At 36.5% G+C, this 20,298-nt stretch carries 10 protein-coding genes; 1 reads left to right on the plus strand and 9 read right to left on the minus strand.

Annotated features, from left to right (window positions below):
- Positions 1-146 precede the first annotated feature (146 nt).
- Positions 147-3,389, plus strand: a complete 3,243-nt coding sequence (locus tag NH26_RS24280; protein ID WP_044217304.1) for a S41 family peptidase — start codon at positions 147-149, stop codon at positions 3,387-3,389.
- A 215-nt stretch (positions 3,390-3,604) separates the two neighbouring features.
- On the opposite strand, the gene NH26_RS24285 is transcribed toward NH26_RS24280, so the two are convergent.
- The 9 genes from NH26_RS24285 to NH26_RS24325 all read right to left on the minus strand — a co-directional run bounded on the left by NH26_RS24285 (position 3,605) and on the right by NH26_RS24325 (position 20,107).
- Positions 3,605-4,747: an alpha-L-fucosidase gene (locus tag NH26_RS24285; RefSeq protein WP_044217307.1), complete on the minus strand. Its 1,143-nt coding sequence runs from the start codon at positions 4,745-4,747 to the stop codon at positions 3,605-3,607.
- Between the two features lie 35 nt (positions 4,748-4,782).
- Positions 4,783-5,610: an alpha/beta hydrolase gene (locus NH26_RS24290; RefSeq protein ID WP_044217309.1), complete on the minus strand. Its 828-nt coding sequence runs from the start codon at positions 5,608-5,610 to the stop codon at positions 4,783-4,785.
- A 3-nt stretch (positions 5,611-5,613) separates the two neighbouring features.
- Complete coding sequence (locus NH26_RS24295; RefSeq protein ID WP_052431714.1) at positions 5,614-7,068, minus strand: sulfatase-like hydrolase/transferase; 1,455 nt, start codon at positions 7,066-7,068, stop codon at positions 5,614-5,616.
- A 111-nt stretch (positions 7,069-7,179) separates the two neighbouring features.
- Positions 7,180-8,103: a hypothetical protein gene (locus NH26_RS24300; RefSeq protein ID WP_139263295.1), complete on the minus strand. Its 924-nt coding sequence runs from the start codon at positions 8,101-8,103 to the stop codon at positions 7,180-7,182.
- A gap of 28 nt (positions 8,104-8,131) precedes the next feature.
- The gene (locus tag NH26_RS24305; protein WP_044217312.1) at positions 8,132-8,809 is read right to left on the minus strand and encodes a hypothetical protein; all 678 of its coding nucleotides are present in this window, start codon (positions 8,807-8,809) and stop codon (positions 8,132-8,134) included.
- 4 nt (positions 8,810-8,813) lie between these two features.
- The gene (locus NH26_RS24310) at positions 8,814-10,196 is read right to left on the minus strand and encodes a sulfatase (protein ID WP_044217314.1); all 1,383 of its coding nucleotides are present in this window, start codon (positions 10,194-10,196) and stop codon (positions 8,814-8,816) included.
- Positions 10,197-10,291: 95 nt separating this feature from the next.
- Positions 10,292-13,402: an Ig-like domain-containing protein gene (locus NH26_RS24315; RefSeq protein ID WP_044217317.1), complete on the minus strand. Its 3,111-nt coding sequence runs from the start codon at positions 13,400-13,402 to the stop codon at positions 10,292-10,294.
- A gap of 20 nt (positions 13,403-13,422) precedes the next feature.
- Positions 13,423-16,833: an NPCBM/NEW2 domain-containing protein gene (locus tag NH26_RS24320; protein WP_084812374.1), complete on the minus strand. Its 3,411-nt coding sequence runs from the start codon at positions 16,831-16,833 to the stop codon at positions 13,423-13,425.
- Positions 16,834-16,912: 79 nt separating this feature from the next.
- On the minus strand, positions 16,913-20,107 hold the full coding sequence (locus NH26_RS24325; RefSeq protein ID WP_044217319.1) for a glycoside hydrolase family 2 TIM barrel-domain containing protein: 3,195 nt from the start codon (positions 20,105-20,107) through the stop codon (positions 16,913-16,915).
- Positions 20,108-20,298 lie beyond the last annotated feature (191 nt).

Raw genomic sequence — 20,298 nt, forward strand, 5'->3', positions numbered from 1 at the left:
TCACTTATTAAGAAGTTATCGAAATGATGAATCCTTCTCCTATTTTGATTTAAGTAAATAATCAATCAATTTGAAACTTATTCAATCATACTATACTAAAATTGACTTTTTAAACGTCAAATACTAAGAACATATTACATAAATTTATGAAAAACTTCCTTTGTCTTTTAGGAGGACTAATACTCTCTCTTACGACATTAGCTCAAAATCCATTATGGTTACGTTATCCATCTATATCTCCTGATGGTCAACATATTGCCTTTGCTTATCAAGGTGATGTCTATGTTGTACCTACTGCTGGCGGAGAAGCTAAAGCAATTACATCACATGTGGCTTATGAATTTTCTCCGGTTTGGGCTCCTGACAGTAAGCACATCGCTTTTGCATCTGATAGAAACGGTAATTTTGATGTCTTCTTAACTACTATTGATGGTGGACATCCTCAGCGATTAACCTATAATTCTACTTCAGAAATCCCTTCGTCTTTTACACCTGATGGACAGCATGTATTGTACACTGCTCAGATCTTGGATGATGTAAAAAGTGCTCAATTTCCTTACGGTCGTTTAGGAGAATTGTATAGCGTGACGGTGGGTGGTGATCGCCCTGTACAAGTTTTGACTATCACTGCAGAACATGCACAGTACAATGGTGATATGTCTAAGATTTTGTATCAAGATAAAAAAGGATACGAAGATCCTTGGAGAAAGCATCATACAAGTGCAGTTACACGCGATTTATGGGTGTACGATGTCAATACTAAAAAGCATACACAAATCTCCGATTTTAAAGGAGAAGATAGAACTCCTGTATACTACAATAATTATAGCAAAGTAGCTTATACAAGTGAGGTAGATGGTACCCTAAATATTTGGACAATGAATGCCGATGGTACTAACAAAAAGCAAATTACTCAACTTAAAAATCACCCGGTTAGATTCTTATCGGCTGCATCAAATGATTTATTTTGTTTTGGATATGACGGAGAAATTTACACTTTAAAAGAAGGAGAACAATCTCAAAAAGTGGAAATTCAAATCAATACTGATCATAAAATCAATAACATCACTTTCGAGAAAAAGTCTAGTGGTGGTCATGGCATTTCAGTATCTCCGAATGGTAAAGAAGTAGCATTTATTTTAAGAGGTGATGTTTTTGTGACCTCAACAGACTATAATACTACAGTACAAATTACGAATACAGCGGAGCAAGAACGTTCGGTTTCCTTCTCTCCTGATGGCCGTTCTTTAGTATATGCGGGTGAACGAGATGGAAGTTGGAACATTTATCAAGCAAAATTAGGCAATGAGGAGGAAATGTATTTTATCAATGCAACTGATATCCAAGAAGAGATTGTCACTGCTGAAGCAGTAGAGGAGTTTCAGCCTAAATGGTCGCCTAAAGGCGATGCGATTGCTTACTTAGAAGAAAGAACTACTTTGAAAGTGATCGATTTGGAAACAAAAGCTTCTAAAGTGATTCTAGCTGGTACTTTTAATTATTCATACTCAGATGGAGATCAAGCCTTTGATTGGTCGCCTGATGGTAAATACTTAGCTGTTCAATATTCTCCCAATCTGTGGACTTCTACTGATATTGGTTTAGCACAAGCAGATGGGGAAGGTGAAATAATCAATCTCTCTCAAAGTGGTTACAATAGCTATAATCCTCGTTTTGTAATGGAAGGTAAAGCCATTGTTTTTGCCAACGATCGTTATGGATATAGATCACATGGTAGCTGGGGCGCTGAAGCAGATGTATTCGGTATCTTCTTAACAAAAGATGCTTTTGATGAATTTCAATTATCAAAAGAAGAATATGAATTGATGCAAGAGGCGAAAGAAGAAAAAGAGAAGAAAGAAAAGGAAGCAAAAGAAGAAGCTGATAAATCAAAAAAGAAGAAAAAAGGAAAGAAATCTTCTGAAGAAGAGGAGGAAGATGAAAGCATTAAAATAGATTTCGATGGTATTCAAGATCGTTTATTGAGGTTAACCATCAACTCGTCTTTCCTATCTGATTTCATTCTAACAAAAAAGGGTGATCAACTCTACTATATGAGTAGTTTTGAAGGTGGTTATGACCTTTGGAAAAAAGACATCCGTAAGAACGAAACAAAGCTTGTCTTGAAATTAAAAGGCGGAGGTGGCAACCTTCAATTTGATAAAGATAGCGAGCATATTTTCTTTGAGACTGGTGGTCAGTTTGCTAAAATAGATGTGGCCTCTGATGCTAGAAAGAATATCTCTTACAGTGCTGAATACTATCTAGATCATCAGGCAGAACGAGCGTATATGTTCGAGCATGTTTGGCGTCAGGTAGATAAAAAATTCTATGACCCTAAACTTCATGGAGTAGATTGGGTATTCTATAAAAATGAATATGCTAAATTCCTTCCTTACATTTCTAATAATTACGATTACTCAGAAATGTTGAGCGAGATGCTAGGTGAACTAAACGGATCTCATACTGGATGTCGTTTCTATGCAAGCAACAAAAACGCTGATGCTACGGCTACTTTAGGTGCTTTCTATGATACTCAATATTCTGGTGATGGCCTTAAGATTGTAGAAATTATGGAAGGATCTCCTTTAAATCAGATCGAGGAAGAGATCAAAGCAGGTATGACTATTACTTCTATTGATGGTCAAAAAATTGTTGCTGGTCAGGATTATTTCCGTTTCTTGAATCATAAAACAGGAAAACCTACTCGCCTTGAATTAGATGATAATGGCAGTAAAAAATTGGTGGTTGTAAAGCCTATCAGTAAAGGGACTGAAAGTAATTTATTGTATGATCGTTGGATCAAACAAAGAGAGAAAGAAACAGAGGAAGCTTCTGGTGGTAAAATTGGTTACGTTCACGTAAGAGGAATGAACAGTTCTAGTTTCCGTACAGTCTATTCTGAAGCTTTGGGTAAAAACTATAAAAAAGAAGCTTTAATTGTAGATACTCGTTTTAACGGGGGCGGTTGGTTACACGATGACTTGGCCACTTTCTTAAGCGGTAAGGTCTACTGTACTTTTGCTCCTAGAGGTCAAAAATTTGGTAGTGAGCCAATCAATAAATGGTCAAAACCTTCTGCTGTTTTATGTTCTGAGGGGAACTATTCTGATGCTCACGCTTTCCCTTACACATATCAAACTTTAAAAATTGGTCCGCTTATCGGTATGCCTGTACCTGGTACTATGACTGCTGTTTGGTGGGAACAACTACAAGATGGATCTCTTGTTTTTGGTATTCCTCAAGTGGGTGTACAAGATATGAATGGCAACTACTTAGAAAATCAACAAGTTGAACCTGAATATAAAATCGCACAGGATAAGGATGTCGTGGTTGAAGGGGTAGATCAGCAGTTGAGAAAGGCTGTGGAAGTCTTGAGCCAGGATTAATCAGGATTAAGGGATTTACAGGATTTTATTTAGAATTTCAAGCTCGATATCTCAATAGTATTTTGATATCGAGCTTGAAAATTATATATCGATTTTTTAGGATCAACAATAATTGATACACCGATCACGAAGACATGTAGAAGAGTAATTGACTATAATATGAGGGGTTATAAAACTCCCCCTCAATTTTAATTTCAATTCGTTTTTTATAAACATCAAACTGTCTCCACTCCCAAAACAGCATTCCACCCTTTACTCCTAATCTTTTCCCCAACTTCTCTTAACACCTTCACATCTTCAGAATGCATTTCTCCAGAGCCATAAGGACCCGTGTTTAGTAATAAATTGGCAGGATAAGAATTGGCTTTTTTCAGCATCTTAATCACCTCTTTTTTCGATTTGTGTTTTCCATCTTCAGAAGCCAAATATCCCCAGCCTTTTCGTTGAAGATGATCACAAATTTCCAATGGTTTTTCTGGTTTCCCGTTACTTTTGTACTTTCTTTCTGGCGCTAAAAAGTCTTCAGTACCTAACAATCCTTGCTTATAAGACACTAATAGATGTGGCTGTTTCTGATGAATCATATCATAGAGTTCCTGACATTTGAACTGTGTATGATCGCCCGATTTTGGTACTCCATGACCATCCAACCAAATGGATGCAATATTAGGAAACATATCAATCAATTCAGCGACTTGATTATATAAAAATTCCACATATATATTGAGATCGTGTTCCTCTTCGTATTTGTAAAATGGCTCTTTCACCTCAAATTCAGGTCGTGCATGACCGCCCCATTTATCGTTGTTCGGAGCATGAGGATGTCGCCAATCTCTTCCATGAGAATAATACAAATGTAAGGCTAAACCTTTTTGATTACATTGCTCATACAATTCAGCAATTAAGTCTCTTTTTGCAGGCGAGTTAGTACTTTTAAAATCGGTATATTTCGTATCCCAAAGACAAAAACTGTCGTGATGTCTTGTGGTTATATTGATATATTTCATCTCTGCCTCTAATGCCAAGTCGGTAATGAAATCAGCATCAAATTTATCGGCAGTAAAACGGTCCATTAATTTAGCATACTCCGCTACATGTATTTTCTCTTTGATTTGCACCCATTCATGTCTCCCTAAAAGAGAGTACAATCCATAATGAATAAACATACCATATTTCGATTCTTCAAAACATTTAATGGCTGCCTGACGAGGATCTTTTTTATAAAGATCTTCATATCCTTTCAAAAAATTAGGCATTGGGGACTGTTGCTTACCCCCATTATTGCTCATACAAGAAGGCATTAAAAATGTTGCTGCACCCGCCATAGAAGCGAGTTCTAAAAATTGTCTTCTATTCATACTCTATCGGTTTTAATGTTTGTTAGTTTAATATCTTATTTCACATGATCAAAATACCCCAATGATTGTAAAAATTCATCACTGTCTTTTATGGTACTATTATAGAAAGTCATATTCTTTTTATTGGGGTTAAAGAATCCATGCTTTCCTCCTTCATATATTTTAAGATCACATCTACTTTTTACTTTTTTCATGGTATGCTGGTAGTATTTCACTGTATTTACAGGTATCAAGTGGTCTTTATCTCCAATCAGAATAATAGTTGGAGGAGCTCCTGCAACAATGTTATGAAGAGGCGAAAAACTTTTATAAGCCATTCCTATTCTTCCAAAACCATAACCTCCAGGTCCGTTATCAATTACAGGATTAAATAGAACTAAAGCGTTTGGTCGACAACTGAAGGATAGATCGTCAGTAACATTATTATACCCTTCAATTGTAGCTGTTGCTGCAGCTAAATGTCCACCAGCTGATCCCCCAGAAGCAATAATTTTTGTGGGATCGACTTGTAAATTATCCGCATTTTTTCTGATGAATCGTATGGCTGATTTCGCATCACTTAAAGCTTGAAAAGGTGTTGTATTATTTCTTTTGGCCACCCTATAATCTACCAAAAAACAGATGATTCCTTTTTCGGCATAATGTGTTGCCTGTGGGATAAACTGATTTGTTGACCCTGTATTCCATCCACCTCCAAAATAAAAGACCATGGCAGGATAACTTTTTCCCTTTTTCATATTTTCTGGTCGATAAACCTCCATATGAAGATCCAAAGAATCGATACTTTTATATACGATTTTCTCTTGTGCTAAAGTGATCTCTACCACAAGTAATCCCATTAGTAACAGTATAAAATGTTTCATGATTTAATTGTTTTCTTTGTCCCAAATATTGTCTTCAAATTCTATTAACGCTTTGTAGAATGCAGTATTTAATTCATTATATACCTTTGCATATTCCTGATTTCCATATAGGTTATTTGTCTCGTAAGGATCATTCTGCATATCAAAAAGTTGTTCTCTTTTGGGTTCTCCTTTAACATGGTATTTAATCAGTTTATATTCTTGATTTCGTATGGCCCTTTGAGAGCTACGATAAGAGGTGAAAATATAAGGTCGATGTTCTTTTTCCTTATTCTCTAAAACAGATTGAAAACTGATTCCTTCTACCGAATGAGGAATATTGATGCCGACTATCTCACATATCGTTGGATACAAATCTGTTAAATAAACCATTGCTTTCGTTCGCACATTCTTTTTGATGTTGCCTCCTGAAATAATCAAAGGTACGTTGGTACTGTGTTCGTACAAGTTTTGTTTACCCATAAGACCATGTTGCCCTATGGCTAAGCCGTTATCTCCAGAATAAATAATGATGGTATTATCATATACTCCTTTCTCTTTTAAGGCTTGTACAATCTGTCCCAGTTTTTCATCATTATGTGTAATTAAGGCATAATAATCACGGATATGCTCTTTAATCTCTGAAGCCCTTCTAGGAAAACCTGCTGTCTTTTCGTCTCTAATTCTTAATTCACCATTATTGAAAGGATGTTCCGGTAAAAAGTTATCAGGTAAACTGATATTGACCGTATCATACATATCGAAATAACGTTGGTGGGTCGATCGCGGATCGTGAGGTGTCATAAACGAAGTATAGACAAAAAACGGTTTCTCCGAATCGTAGTTTTTGATGTACTCAATAGTGCCTTCCGTAAAAATATCAGCACTGTGTTTACCTCCATAAACGTATTCCCCTTGCTCATGAGATAGTTTATTCGATTTACGATAATTCTTTAATACGGGTCGGGCAAACTTCTTGAAATTTTTCGCTCCTTCTCGACTATGTAAAGGAACATTCCATTGGTCGAACATACCACCAAAATACACGTCTTGTCCCTCGTTAAAACCACGAACATAAGAAGCTGGATCATTATGGTATTTTCCTATACCAAAACAATTGTAACCCGCCGATTGTAACGTTTCTCCTAAAAGGGTGTCCTGCTCCGGCAAAATTGCACCAGATTTTGTAAGGTTGTTTAGCTTTTTTCCCGTAAGCAACATCGCTCGACTTGGCTGACAAACAGCCCCCGAAAACGATCCCATAATATAGGTATTAGAAAAGCTCATTCCCTCCTCTGCTAAACGATCCAAATTAGGGGTAATGACTTCATTATTCCCTAAATGATTGATCGTTCCTTCCCGCTGATCATCAGCAAATACAAATACGATGTTAGGTTTTTGTAATGATGTTTTATGATTGATGCATGAACCCCCAAGGAGTCCTAATGCAATAAGTAATATGTAGAATGTTCGTTTCATTTGTTCGCTTTATTTAGTCATTATTTGATGTTCCTCACTTGGTATTTATAAAAAAGGAGAAAGTAGATATTATTCCCTCCTTTCTCCTCTCATTATCATCAAACAGCCAAATTAAAACGACTGTTCTTCTACCAAGTATTTACTCACCCATCTTTCCCCTTCAGCATTTAAATTCCCATTGGTAAGATCCACTCCTTTCCAACAATCATAAAGTACCAAGCCGTTTACTCCTGCGTCTATAGCCGCTTCAATACGTATTGCTCGATCATCGTACTTTTTATTCATATTGGTTTCCGAATCCCACACTTTCATTCCATCTGCTGAAGCGATGAACTTCTCCCATTTCTTATGTTCAAAACCTAAGTTATGCGTAGTAGCTATAGAAATATACTGTTTGATATCTGTCTTATTTAAAATCTTAGTACCAGAACCAACACCCCAAGTACAAGGCCCCACCAAATTAGCATTCCCTAATTTACCGTAAATACGTTTGTACGTCTCACTCATTTGTTCTCCAGTCCAATATTTACCAGGGTGGCCGTCTTCGTTAAACGGACAAATCCATTCTGCAGGATATTCCTTAGAAAAAGCAATTATTCTATCGACTAATACCTGAGTCGCTTCCATATCGCCCAATACCTCTTTACCTGTATCCTTTCCTTTATTGATTTTATTCACGATACGTCTTGCGCCTTCCCACAAAGCAGGGTTGGCAAAAATCTTAAAGCCTCTTTTTCTCGATTCTTTGTAGAGGTAATCAAAAAGTTCTGGATTGGGATTAACGCCGTCGCCGAAAATGGTAATACGAACGCCATCTACTTTCATTTTCTCAAATCCATCCAAAAGATGATCTACCTGAGTAGAATCCTTCAATTTATTATGGATCTGCATTTGCTTTACGTCAGCAATCACTAATTCTAAATTGCCTTTGTATTTCTTCTTCTCTGATGGTGTTTCATCATTACTTTTTGTAGTTGTAACACAACCACAAAAAATAGAAAGTAGTACACACATCAATAATGTTTTTCTTATCATCATTATACTTGTTTTACTAGGATAATCTTTATTCTTCGGTATAAGCCTCTAACAATATTGGCTCACTTTCAAAAGAGTTGATATACAAATACCTGCGATCTCTTGATTGTTGATCCGTTTTGTTTATTTTACTTTCCTCCCATTGTTCCCTAAGTGCTTTACTTTGGTGTTTACTCAAAATCTCTTTCTTATCTGCCCAGAATCTCTGATAAGCATTCTTTTTAATTGCAGCATCTTGTTCTAAGGTGAGTGTAGTATCTTGAGCAGCATATCCCAACGTCTTGAATAGTTCAGATAATGTTTTCTGTAACTCAAAATGTTGTTGTTTTGTAATTTTAATGTGCTGCTTATATTTTCGAATCTCCTTATTCGCATTTTGGAGTGCCTTCCAATCAATGATCTGCGTAGAAGTTAGAATCTCACTTCTCTCCTTAAAAAACTGATCATATCGCTTTTTACATTGTTCGCACCCTTTTCCATAAAAATAAATATTCACCTTCTGATCCTTTAAAAGCGATAAACGAATTTCCCTCATTTGCCTCACTTGTTTTGGACTTAATCCCAACACCTCACTCATCTTATCCAGACTCTTTTCAATCCCCTCTTTCTCTTTCTTAGTGATCTTTTCGTAAGATTCTGATTGTGCTAAAAGCGATGTCATAGTGAATGTTACACTTAGCAATACATATAGAATTAGTTGTTTCATTATTTTATTTAGTTGGTTGATAGTTAGAATTATGAACAGGCATTTGTGCGTTAACTTTCTTTTTCCATGCCTCCATTTTTTTCAATAGCTTTTTATAAACTCCTTGATGAGAATCGATACAATTATTTTTCTCTGAGATATCTTCCTTCACATTGTAAAGCGCATACTTATCCAATTCGATATTATGAATCAGCTTCCAATCTCCATCGAGGATAGCTGTATGAGGTACGGCACCTTGCTGATGATAGTGAGGGTAATGCCAGAACAAAGATCGATCGACTTCTTCTTTTTTTGTGATCAAATTTGCAAGAGAAACTCCATCCCAACCTTTCTTAATTTTTTTATTGACATTCAAATCCGCTAAATCCACCAAAGTAGGCAAATAATCAATACTTGAAATCGATGTTGATTCGATTCGTGCACTATGTTGTGGGTGGTAAATCATTGTAGGAATACGTATCCCTCCTTCATAGATCATTCCTTTTCCGCCTCTCAAAGGATAATTTGATGTCACTGGTCGCTTTTTCTTTCCATGCAAACCACCATTATCAGAACTAAAAATGATGATGGTATTTTCCATCAATCCAAGTTCATCCAATTTTGCCAAGACAACTCCTGCCGCATCATCTACATGTTCCACCATTGCCGCATAAGTAGCATTATTATGATGTTCCCCTTTTTCCTTTTGTTGATAACGATCGACTTTTTCTTGTTTTGCCTGAAGTGGAGTATGCACATTGTAAAACCACAAGTTCACAAAGAAAGTCGTGTCTTTATTCACTTCGAGAAACTGACAAACATCCGATGCTAAACGTTCTGTAAGGTATTCTCCTTCAGGTCCGTCTTCCAATCTAGGATTACCATATGGTGCAAAGTAGCCGTTACTTCCTGCTTTTTTATTTTTGTTGGGAGCCCCTTTTCTCCATCCACCATGGTTCTCGTCAAATCCATGATTTTCCGGCCAGTATTTTTCAGCTTCCCCTAAGTGCCATTTTCCAAAATGAGCCGTTTTGTATCCATTTTCCTTAAAAATTTGTCCAATCGTTGGAATGCTAGGATCCAAATACATGGTCCATTCCGGTGGTAAAAATTTTGCTTTTGGATATTTCCAACCTTCAATCCAATCGGTTAGGTTTAAAGAGGCCGGATATTTTCCTGTCACTATGCTTGCTCTCGTCGGTGAACATACATTACAAGAAGCATAAGAATTCGTAAATTTAATCGACTTATCTGCCAAAGCATCTATCGATGGAGTTTCGTAATAATCGCTTCCATAACACCCTAAATCTGTCCAACCCAAATCGTCGACTATAATTTGTACGACATTTTTCTGAGCAAACAAAGAAGTGGTGAATAGAAAGAATAGAAGTACATTGAGTAGCTTCATATGTAAGTAGTTTATTATTTAAAGATTTATATAGATGTAAAAGTTGTTGGGGTGACTTAAAATAAGTCCCCCAACATCTGCATCAAAAACAGTAGTTAGTTAAAAATCACTTTTCTAGTCACTTGACCTTTAGTCGTATTTAGTTTTAAAATATACACTTTACTCTTCTCAAATTGGTATTTTACTGTTTCAACTGCATTTGCGGGCAGTTGTATTTCTTTATTCATCAATTGTTTACCTTCTAATTGATAGATCCCCAAACTTACATTCTGATTGGCTTGAGATTTATCTTGTAAGACCACTTTAGACGACATCACCTTCATCTCTATTACAGACGCTAGCTGATCATGAATTCCGGTAATCTGACCGTTGGTAACTGTAATTGTTACTGTTGCAATATTACTTTCTAGTTCTCCATCATTAGCAACATAGGTAAATGAATCTTCTCCTTCAAAACCAGCATTTGGATAGTATTCCATGTGGTTATCAAATTGATCCAAACGACCGTTTACTACCGTTTTTATCACATGGTAGGTCAATAGATCATCATCTTCATCTGTACCTAATAATTCAATTAAAATCGAAGCTGTGTTTTCAACTGATACCGCTATATCTTCAACAGTTGGAGCAGTGTTATCAGACCCTCCTTCACCAGTATCTCTAACATTAAATGTAATGTAAGCCACCTCACTATCTTCGGTGCCATCATTGGCCACAAAAGAAAGTTTGTCTACCCCATGGAAACCAAAGTTTGGCGTATAACTCAAGTTTGGAATTTCTCCTTCGATCACACCGTTTTCAGGTTGAGCTACAATTCTGAAAGTAATCGGATCATTTTCTTCGTCTGTAGCTGTTAATGTAAAATCTACTTTCTGACTTTGATTGATCAAGAAATCTTGATTTTGTGCCACTGGCTTGGTATTGACAAACTCAATAACATTTACAGATACCGTGGCTGTGTTACTATAATCTTTACCATCATATGCTTTGAAAGTGAAGGTATCTTCTCCTAAAAATTCTGCATTTGGAGTATATGTAAGGTTAGGAATATCACCTGATAAAACACCGTTAGTTGGTCCATTCACCAATTCAAAAGTTAACTCGTCATTATCTGGATCTGTGGCAGAAAGAACGATATCAACTTGTTGGGTCGACATCACTTCTACTGTTTGATCTTGAGCCACTGGTGGATTATTTGGAATAGGCGTTACCGTAATTTTTACTGTTGCAATATTACTGAAAGTACTACCATCGAATGCTTTAAAAGTAAAACTATCTTCTCCATCGAAATCAGCATTTGATACATAGGTTATATTTGGAGGAGTACCTGTTAACTGACCGTTTGACGGTTGATCTTCCACAAGATAAGTAAGGGCATCTCCATCTTCATCAGTTGCTTCTAAAGTAATGACTAAAGATTCTCCAGACATAATTTCTAGGTCTTGTTCTTTAGCTACAGGAGCTGTATTTCCATCATTAATTACAGTCACTGAAACAGTACCTTCATTGGAATCCTCACGGGCATCGTTGGCTACATAAGTAAAAGAATCATCTCCCACATAATCCGCATTTGGAGTGTAATAATAGGCACCATCAATCATAGAAACACTACCATATTGTGGCTGCATTTTGATTTCGAATTTCAATAAATCATCGTCTGTATCTGTTCCCTCTAAAGTAAACTGAGCAGCACCGTTTTTAGAGGTTTCAATACTCTTATCTGTTACCATTGGAGCAACATTGCTTCTGCTATTGGTGTTGTTTCTGAAATGCTCGTTCAGCCATTCTACATAAGTGAACTTAGCATTTAACTCATCAGTTGTTTTCGACTCATCGAAAGCTACATCGACAGCAATTTGAAGCTCGTCTTTGTAACGATTGACAATTTCTTGTAAGTACTCGTCCGCACCACTTCCAATTACTGCATTCACAAATAAATCCTGACCTACCAAGATTTCTTGATATAAGGCGTGAGCATTTTCAGGAATAGCTGTACCACGAATGGTCACATGATCGAAAGTAAAATATTCTCTTAGTTGAACATTGTCTGTTTTACCTGTTCTATTTAGACTAATCAAGAATGAATAATCGTCTTCGAAAGTAAGATTATCGGTAAAAAATGCCGACATGTAATCGATGTCTTTGATATTATCACCATATTTTTCGACACCTGCGAACACATCAGAATTATAAAAATCTACTCTTGTACCTGAGCCATCTCTACTTTTATCATGATAAATCGATGTTCTATTCACTCTTGATTTACCGTATTCACCCGAACCGGCAAATTTCAATTCGTAATTATTGATCATTGCCTTATAACCGTCGGCTACATTCATGTCGTAGATAAAGCCCACATTTTTATAACCCAAATTGTTGTTAGTACTTGCTAAACGAATACTAAAAGTTCTATCCTGTTTCCATTGAGACTCTCCATTTTGTCTTAGCATTTCTGTTGCACTGATAGCTGTATGAGAAGAAACGGCAGTCATGTCTTTATTATCTAGAGCATAATCAACTTCAAAAGTTGGAATCGAAAGACCCGCTACATATTCTCCTTCGATAATCAATTCATCTACTGTCCAATCGAAGATATCGTCTTCGTGAATTCCTCCACCATCTTCATCAGGAATTGAGGTTCCACCTACACGTTCCCCTCTACCTGTTAAATACACAGATACATATTCTCCGTTTTTTACTGAGCTATATGCCGCTCCTGGAGAATATTCTGTTTCTTCCAACACATCTGAAAACAATAGATTCTCCGATGATTGTTCAGGATCACTATTCGAAATTGAAGCACCATTTAGTTGTGTACCCACTCTAAAAAGATAGGTATTACCACTTCCGCCTTCAGCAATTGCATCAGGGTCTCCGGAGTGTTCCGATTTCTGAATTACTTTTATCTTATTGATTTTAAACTGTGTTCCTTTACCAGTATAAATATCAAATCGGAAAAAGGTATTATTATAGTTTGTCGCATTGTTGTTGACGATCTTTGTGACCGCCATATTATCAACAATACCTTGATTTTCTAGTCTAGATCCGCCAATAATTGCTCGTTGAGGATATAAAACATTATCTTCTACTCCATTAGTTGATGCTTTAAATCCATTTTGAAAATTATAGGTAATCGTTACAGGTTCCTGTGCATAAGAGCACAGGGATATAAGTAATAAAAAGACGAAAGTTAATTTACTTTTCATGATTATATAGATTATGACTGTTAGTTAGATTTCAATATTTTGCCTACATATACCTCCTCGTTGTTGTATACATTTACGATATACATACCGTTGTTCAAGAAAGATAAGTCAAGGTCAATGGCCATCTTCTGATGAAGCTTTTGTTGCAAGACAACTCTGCCCATAACATCGTGAATCATTAGTGTACCATTCACTGCTTTTGGCAAAGCAACATGTATTCTATTCTGGAAAGGGTTTGGCGAAATGTTTAAAGCTTTTCGCTCTAGGTCAATTCCAGTGACATCATCGTTGTAGTTCTCGTTTTTAAATAACCGAGCATGACCCATGCCTAAATTAATGCCTAATCCTTGATTTGGTTTTGTCTCTATACGTAATTTCTCCACGCTTCTAACATCCACACTGATGTACTCTAATGGGGTGTTTTCTCCAATTGGTAACGATTCGTAGATCAATTCATCATCACCAAAGATTTTTAGAATGATGCTACCACCGATAAAGTTATCTTCCAAACCGATCTCGGCCTCAAAGAAATCGAAGTAGTTTTTGATATCGTATTCTACTTCAGTATTATAACTTAAAGTCACAGAATGATCGTACTGAGATCCATTAATTACCAATACTGAATCCTCAGAGAAACCGTATTCATTACTTACCTGTCCGTAACTAATTTTCGGTTGAATATCATGTAAATAAGTAATTTCTTCTTCATCGGAAACCGACCACTGGTAAACGGTTACTGTATATGGTTCTACCTTATCGAACTTAAAGTTCTTAGCATCATCAATAACAAATGGACCTTCTAAACGCACATTGTTTGGAAAATCAGAAGTATTGTCTGTGTTCAGGTTATCTGATAATGCCACCCATTTCTTTAGAACAACATGATCGTATTTATCAAAAGGAAGTGAAGCAAAATCGAAAGTGGTTTGTAATTGCTTTCCATCCGAAGTATTAGGAATAACAATTGTGGCTACTGTTTTGTCTTCATTTACTGATGCCGTTGGATACGTATTCCAAAGTTCCGCATTATTATGTGTATACTTCTCTCCTTCAAAATCTGTTTTCACAAAATTGTTTTGGTGCAAGTGAGTGAAGATGTGATGTGCAAAACCTTTGGCCATCAAGAAGCCTCCAAAACGCGTTTCTACCATGGTAGTACCATCGTTCTTAAAGAAAGAGTGAGTCTGAATACCAAGCAATTCTTTTTGATAATTATTCATCATTTGATGCCATAAGATCATCGCATGAGGAATCGCAGAGAAGTTTCTTGGCGTACCATATTCTGATAAGAATTGTTGTACTTCGATACCATTTAACCCCGTATTGTCGTACTTCTCTAAATAGTTTTTGAAATCGTCTACTCTAGTATTGTATTTCGCTATTTGAGATAACTCAAAAATAAATTCTTGTCCAACGTTGGCTTCTCCTCCTGGATAATAGTGACGGGCTACAGCATCATAAGGTGCATTGATATCAGCCATATGCTTAAAGAAGTCTTCTCCTTCATAGCAACTTACGACTGTAATGTTTGGGTCTACTGCTTTCATTGCTTGGTAGTAAGCACTAAAACCAGCATGAGGGCCTGTCGTATAATCTAAAACAACATCACCTAAGCTTTCTGGAATTGCACCATTTACCCCGTCTCCGAAAATGAAAGTACCGTTTTCAGCACTTGTCACTACGTAGTGTTTATCTGTTGCAGATGAGTTTTCAAAGTTTAATACTTCTGTCCATTCTTCTCCTTCAATTGTCACTTTAAAATCCTGAGACATATCTATAGGAGGGAATTTCACATAAAACTCTTGTTCAGGAGATCCGTCTAATTTACATTCATCTACCACCCAAGTTGTTTGTTTTACGGCTCTTTGGTTAGTAAATCTTTCCGTTCCACCATATACATAGAAACTGGCATCGCCTTTACGAATTGATTCTCCACCACGAATATCGTCGCCACTTAAAGGGTAGTTCATTACCGATAATTCCCAGTTACCAAATAACTCATTACCGATTTCCCAAACTTTAATATTGTAAGGTTCGTATTGACCATTTTTTGCTCTTTCTAATGCCCAATCTTTTCCGCCGTTAGGGTTAGCACCCACTTCTGCGTTCATGTATTCTACAAAATCGGCTGCATCTTGAGGCGTTCCGTAAGCGAAAGGAACCACTATAGAGCCGTCTTCCAAATAAGTTGTATTCAACAATTTACCGAACTCGTCTGGTCCAAAGTTGTTATGGAAGGCTTTACCATCGTTATGGGCATCTAGATTATCTATTCTATCGCTTGTTGGACCAATTGCTCTTTTCCAATTGTATAAGTTGGCCATTGTCCCACCAGGGAATCTAAAATAAGCTGAACCTGTATAGTTCGCTAAATCAATCACCCTTGGTTCGAAGTCGTCCATATCTGGATTCCATAAACCTTGTCCATCAGCATTATAAGTAGAATTAGCTCCAAACCATTCTGCTTTTCTTTCCATCAACGACTCGTTCCAATTCACAGAAACAGTTACATCAGTAGGGATGATAATGATTTGACCTCTAAATTCTTCTAAAGCCTCATCCATATCAGTGGCAGCTTGATCCAATTCTTCTTGAGTAAGACTACAATCGTTCATTGTCGCCTTGGCTTTAGCAATATCTGCTTTTAACTGATCAATCGCTTCTTGAGGATATTGCCCTGATGATTCTTTTAGTTCTAAAAAGTTTTCAGCATCAATAATGCTTTTAGCAATAAGATCTTTATTAAGTTGTGGACCTTCTACTGTTTTAAAATAATCGAAGAAAGTGATTACACCACTGTTTAACGATCCTTGAGAATACATTTTTACGGTTGTGATTGGAGAACCTTTCACCACTTCTGGCAATGGAAGGTTAGCAAACTTTAATACACCATCCAAATAAAGAGATACTTGATGATCGGCATTAAATACCATACGCACATCATACCATGTATTTACTACATATTCCCCGTCTAATAATGAATTTTCTTCTGGGAAATTGCTACCACCTGGAACGTTACCGTTTTCTAAGATATCGTATCTTAAATCTTTTTTTCCGTAATCAGGATATTTAATACCAATCCAACATTTATTATTGGCATCTAAGAAATCCATTTTAAAAGTATAACCACCACTATTGTTTGATTTTACTTTAAATGATATTTCAAACTCGCTTTGCGTAAAATTTCCAAAGTTAATATTTGCTTTAGCATGCCCTACAGCTGGAGGAGTCTCCATATGAAGCATACCGTCTTTCATGTAGATATCGCCCGCATTAATATTTCCCGAAGTATTCAGACTAATGTAAGAAGGGAGATTTTCCATATCTGTATCTTCTTCGAAATTGTCGTCAATAAGGGTATTACATTCTTGCGCTTGAAGACCGACTATGCTGAACAGAAATAACAGAAGATAAATAGTAAAGTTTTTCATTTGTCGCTGTTTATTTTATAATTCATTTCATTTTGTAGCGGCATGTTTTTGATACACACCGCTACATATATTTCATCTATTACAGTTGAGATTTCTCCTCTTTCAATTTAGGAGAGATAAAAAATTGGAATTGGTAAGGTTGAGATGCTACTCTGTATTGTTCCGAAGGCATTCCCACTTCGTTCCAAGAGTTGTTACCACCTACTCCCATTTGTTTATGATCTATGTTCACTGTTAAATTATCAGTGCCTTTTAATTCGTTGGTATGTTGTGCTTCTTCGATGTTTTTGTCTGTGTAAGGATACACACTAAACTCAAACGGCTGATTACTTGAGAATTGCACCCCCTCTTTCTTCGAGTTAGTTAAACTAAAGTTTCTCACTTCAGTACGGTTAGCATACGCTTGAGGCATGGCATAACTCAAAGCAAACTCGTTTAAAGGAAGAGTATAAATTCCCATCATTGCTCCAACATTTCTATCGTTATAGTTTTCTTCAGGGCCTTTACCGTACCACTCAATATTCGATAAAGTGTTAGGTACTTCCATTTGTAAGCCTACTTTCATCATGTCTACAAGTGGAGCATGAGGTACATAAGAAGCAGCCACTTTTACAGTCCCATCTTTCTTTAAAGTATAAGCTGTTGTCCAAGAAGCTTTTTTCTCTGGCAATTCATATTCTAAACGAATGTCTAATTCTCCATCAATTTCATTTACTGATTTTGATACCAATTTTAAACCGGCAATCGCCTTTTTCCAATATTTCTTTTTCTTGTTCACACCAGAAGCTTTCAAATCATTATCAGTGGCTGGTCTCCAGAAGTTTGGTGTTGGCATTTTTGTTATCAATGCTTGATTCTGATAGTTGATCTTTTCGATCGATTGACCATCCTCACTCATTACAACTTCGAAGTCGTTGTAAACAACTTTACTGTTTTCTTTTTTCCACTCCCCACTATTTGATACAAACACAGGAATAAACAATCCACCCTGAGGAAGTAAATATTGGTCTTGTGCTACCAAATGACCTTTTGATGCATACACTCTATCTTCTTTCAATGATGCCTTGATAGTAATGAAATACTCATTGGCAATATCAAATTGTTGCTTTTTAATTGGTAGTTGCACCTTTTGATTTAAGCCTGCTTTGATGTCAGGGCAAGTAAATGCACCTTGTTCAATCACTTTTCCATTTTCAATAAGTTCAAAACTGAAATCATAAATTGAAGTAGTTTCAAAGAAATGACGGTTCTCTACTTTCACTTTGAAGTTTTTGAAATCGGTTACTTCAAAATGTAAAGGTTGGAAGGCATGCTTGATCTCGTACATGGCTGCTTTAGGTTGTCCATCTGATGTAATTACACCGTTTAGACAGAAATTGTTAGTGTGAATTTCTTCACCAAAATCACCACCATAAGCAAAGAACTTCTCTCCGTTTTTATCGGTTACTTCAATACCTTGATCTCTCCAATCCCAAATGTAACCACCTACAAGACGGTCTACTCTGCGAATTAACGTCCAGTAATCTTCAAAATTACCTGTACTGTTCCCCATAGCATGTGCGTACTCTGTAAGAATAATTGGTCTTCCCGAAGGATCTTTTTCGGCTACTTCTTCCAAGCTTTCTAACAACGGATAGAATCTACCTAGCATGTCTAAGTATCTAGGGTCTGTACCGTTAGATGTAATCTTGTTCGCCGCTAATTTCTCTTTGAATTCCTTAGAAGTATAGTTTAAATATTCTGGATGTGTTGGATCGCCTTGACCACCTTCGTAGTGAATTAAACGAGTTGGATCGAAATCTTTTGTCCAGCTTGCCATAGCTGCATGGTTAAAACCAGTACCCGATTCATTACCCAACGACCAGAAAAGAATCGATGGATGGTTTTTATCTCTTTCCACCATACGCACCATACGGTCTAAAAACTGACCAGACCATAAGCTGTTGTTCGTCAAGTCACCGGTAATACCGTGAGTTTCTAAATTAGCCTCATCCATTACATACATACCGTACTCATCACAAAGTTCGTAGAATCTAGGATCGTTAGGATAGTGAGATGTTCTTACTGAGTTGAAATTGAACTTCTTAAGTAATTCAATTTCATGTCTCATGTCTGCTTCAGCAACCACTTTACCTGTAAGGTGATGATGATCGTGACGGTTGACACCATAAATCAAAATCGGCTGACCATTCACTAAGAACTGTCCTTTGTCGTTCGACTCAATCGTTCTAAAACCCACTTTTGATGTACGTACCTCCACTACTTTTCCAAGTGGATCCAATAATTCGATGTACAATTGATATAAATTTGGTTGCTCGGCTGACCATTTCTTTACATTCTCAATTTTGCTTTGAATGTGTGCAAAAGGTAGATCATCACGTTGTGGACGCTTTTTGATAACCTTTTTTACAGACACTTCTGATTGAGCTACTTGATTATCACCATCCTTTAAAGTCGTTCTGATGGTATAATTCTTCCAAACTTCGCGTGCATAGTGGTTGTTCACTTCGAAGTGTACTTGTAAATCACCGTTGGTATATTGATCCGTTAAACCCGCACGAATATGAAAATCGTTGATGCGTAATTTATTTTCTTTGATCAATTTCACTTCTCTATGAATACCCGACAAACGCCAGTGGTCTTGATCTTCCAGGTAAGCACCATCAGAATATCTGTATACTTTTAAGGCTACAGTATTCTTTCCTTTCTTTACATATGGAGTAATATCAAATTCTGAGGGCAAACGATCGTCTTGACTATAGCCTAGCATTTTTCCGTTGATGTACACTTCAAAAGCAGAAGTTACACCTCCAAAGTAAAGTACAATATCGTGTTCAGTCCAGTCTTTAGCTAAGTTGAATTCTTTTTGGTACAATCCTACTTCCTGCTTTTTATGAGGAATAAAAGGAGGATTATCTACACCCCAAGGGTATTTTGTATTGGTATAAATTCTTCTACCATAATCCAACATTTCCCAGTTAGATGGCACCTGAATCTTATCCCAACTTTTTACATTTTCTTTGGCTAAGTTGATTTCTCCTTTGTAGTTGCCCACGTATTTAAAAGACCACTCTCCATTTAAAGAGATAATGTTCTTTTGAAGGTCTTGGTTTACTTCTTGAATGCTATTGTAAGGAATAGAGGTGGCTCTACCCTGCATTTTATTTAACTGATAAATGGTAGGGTCTTCCCATTTAAGATGTTGTGCAGATAAGTTAGAAGTCAGTATCACACAAAACAATATCAGTAAGTTTATAATTGTCTTATTTTTCATCGCTTAGAATTAAATTCTTCCATCATACTTTTGACATTACAATTTTAAGAGTAATTGGAAAAAATAAGAGTTGACAAAATATGATTAAGGGGGGGATTATTTCGTAAATAGCTGTTTTTATGCTTAAAAAGGGATTTTTACCCTATGAATAATTGATTTATTGAGATCAAAAATGATAGATAAATACTTGA

The sequence above is a fragment of the Flammeovirga pacifica genome (genome assembly GCF_000807855.2).
GTDB classification, from domain to species: domain Bacteria; phylum Bacteroidota; class Bacteroidia; order Cytophagales; family Flammeovirgaceae; genus Flammeovirga; species Flammeovirga pacifica.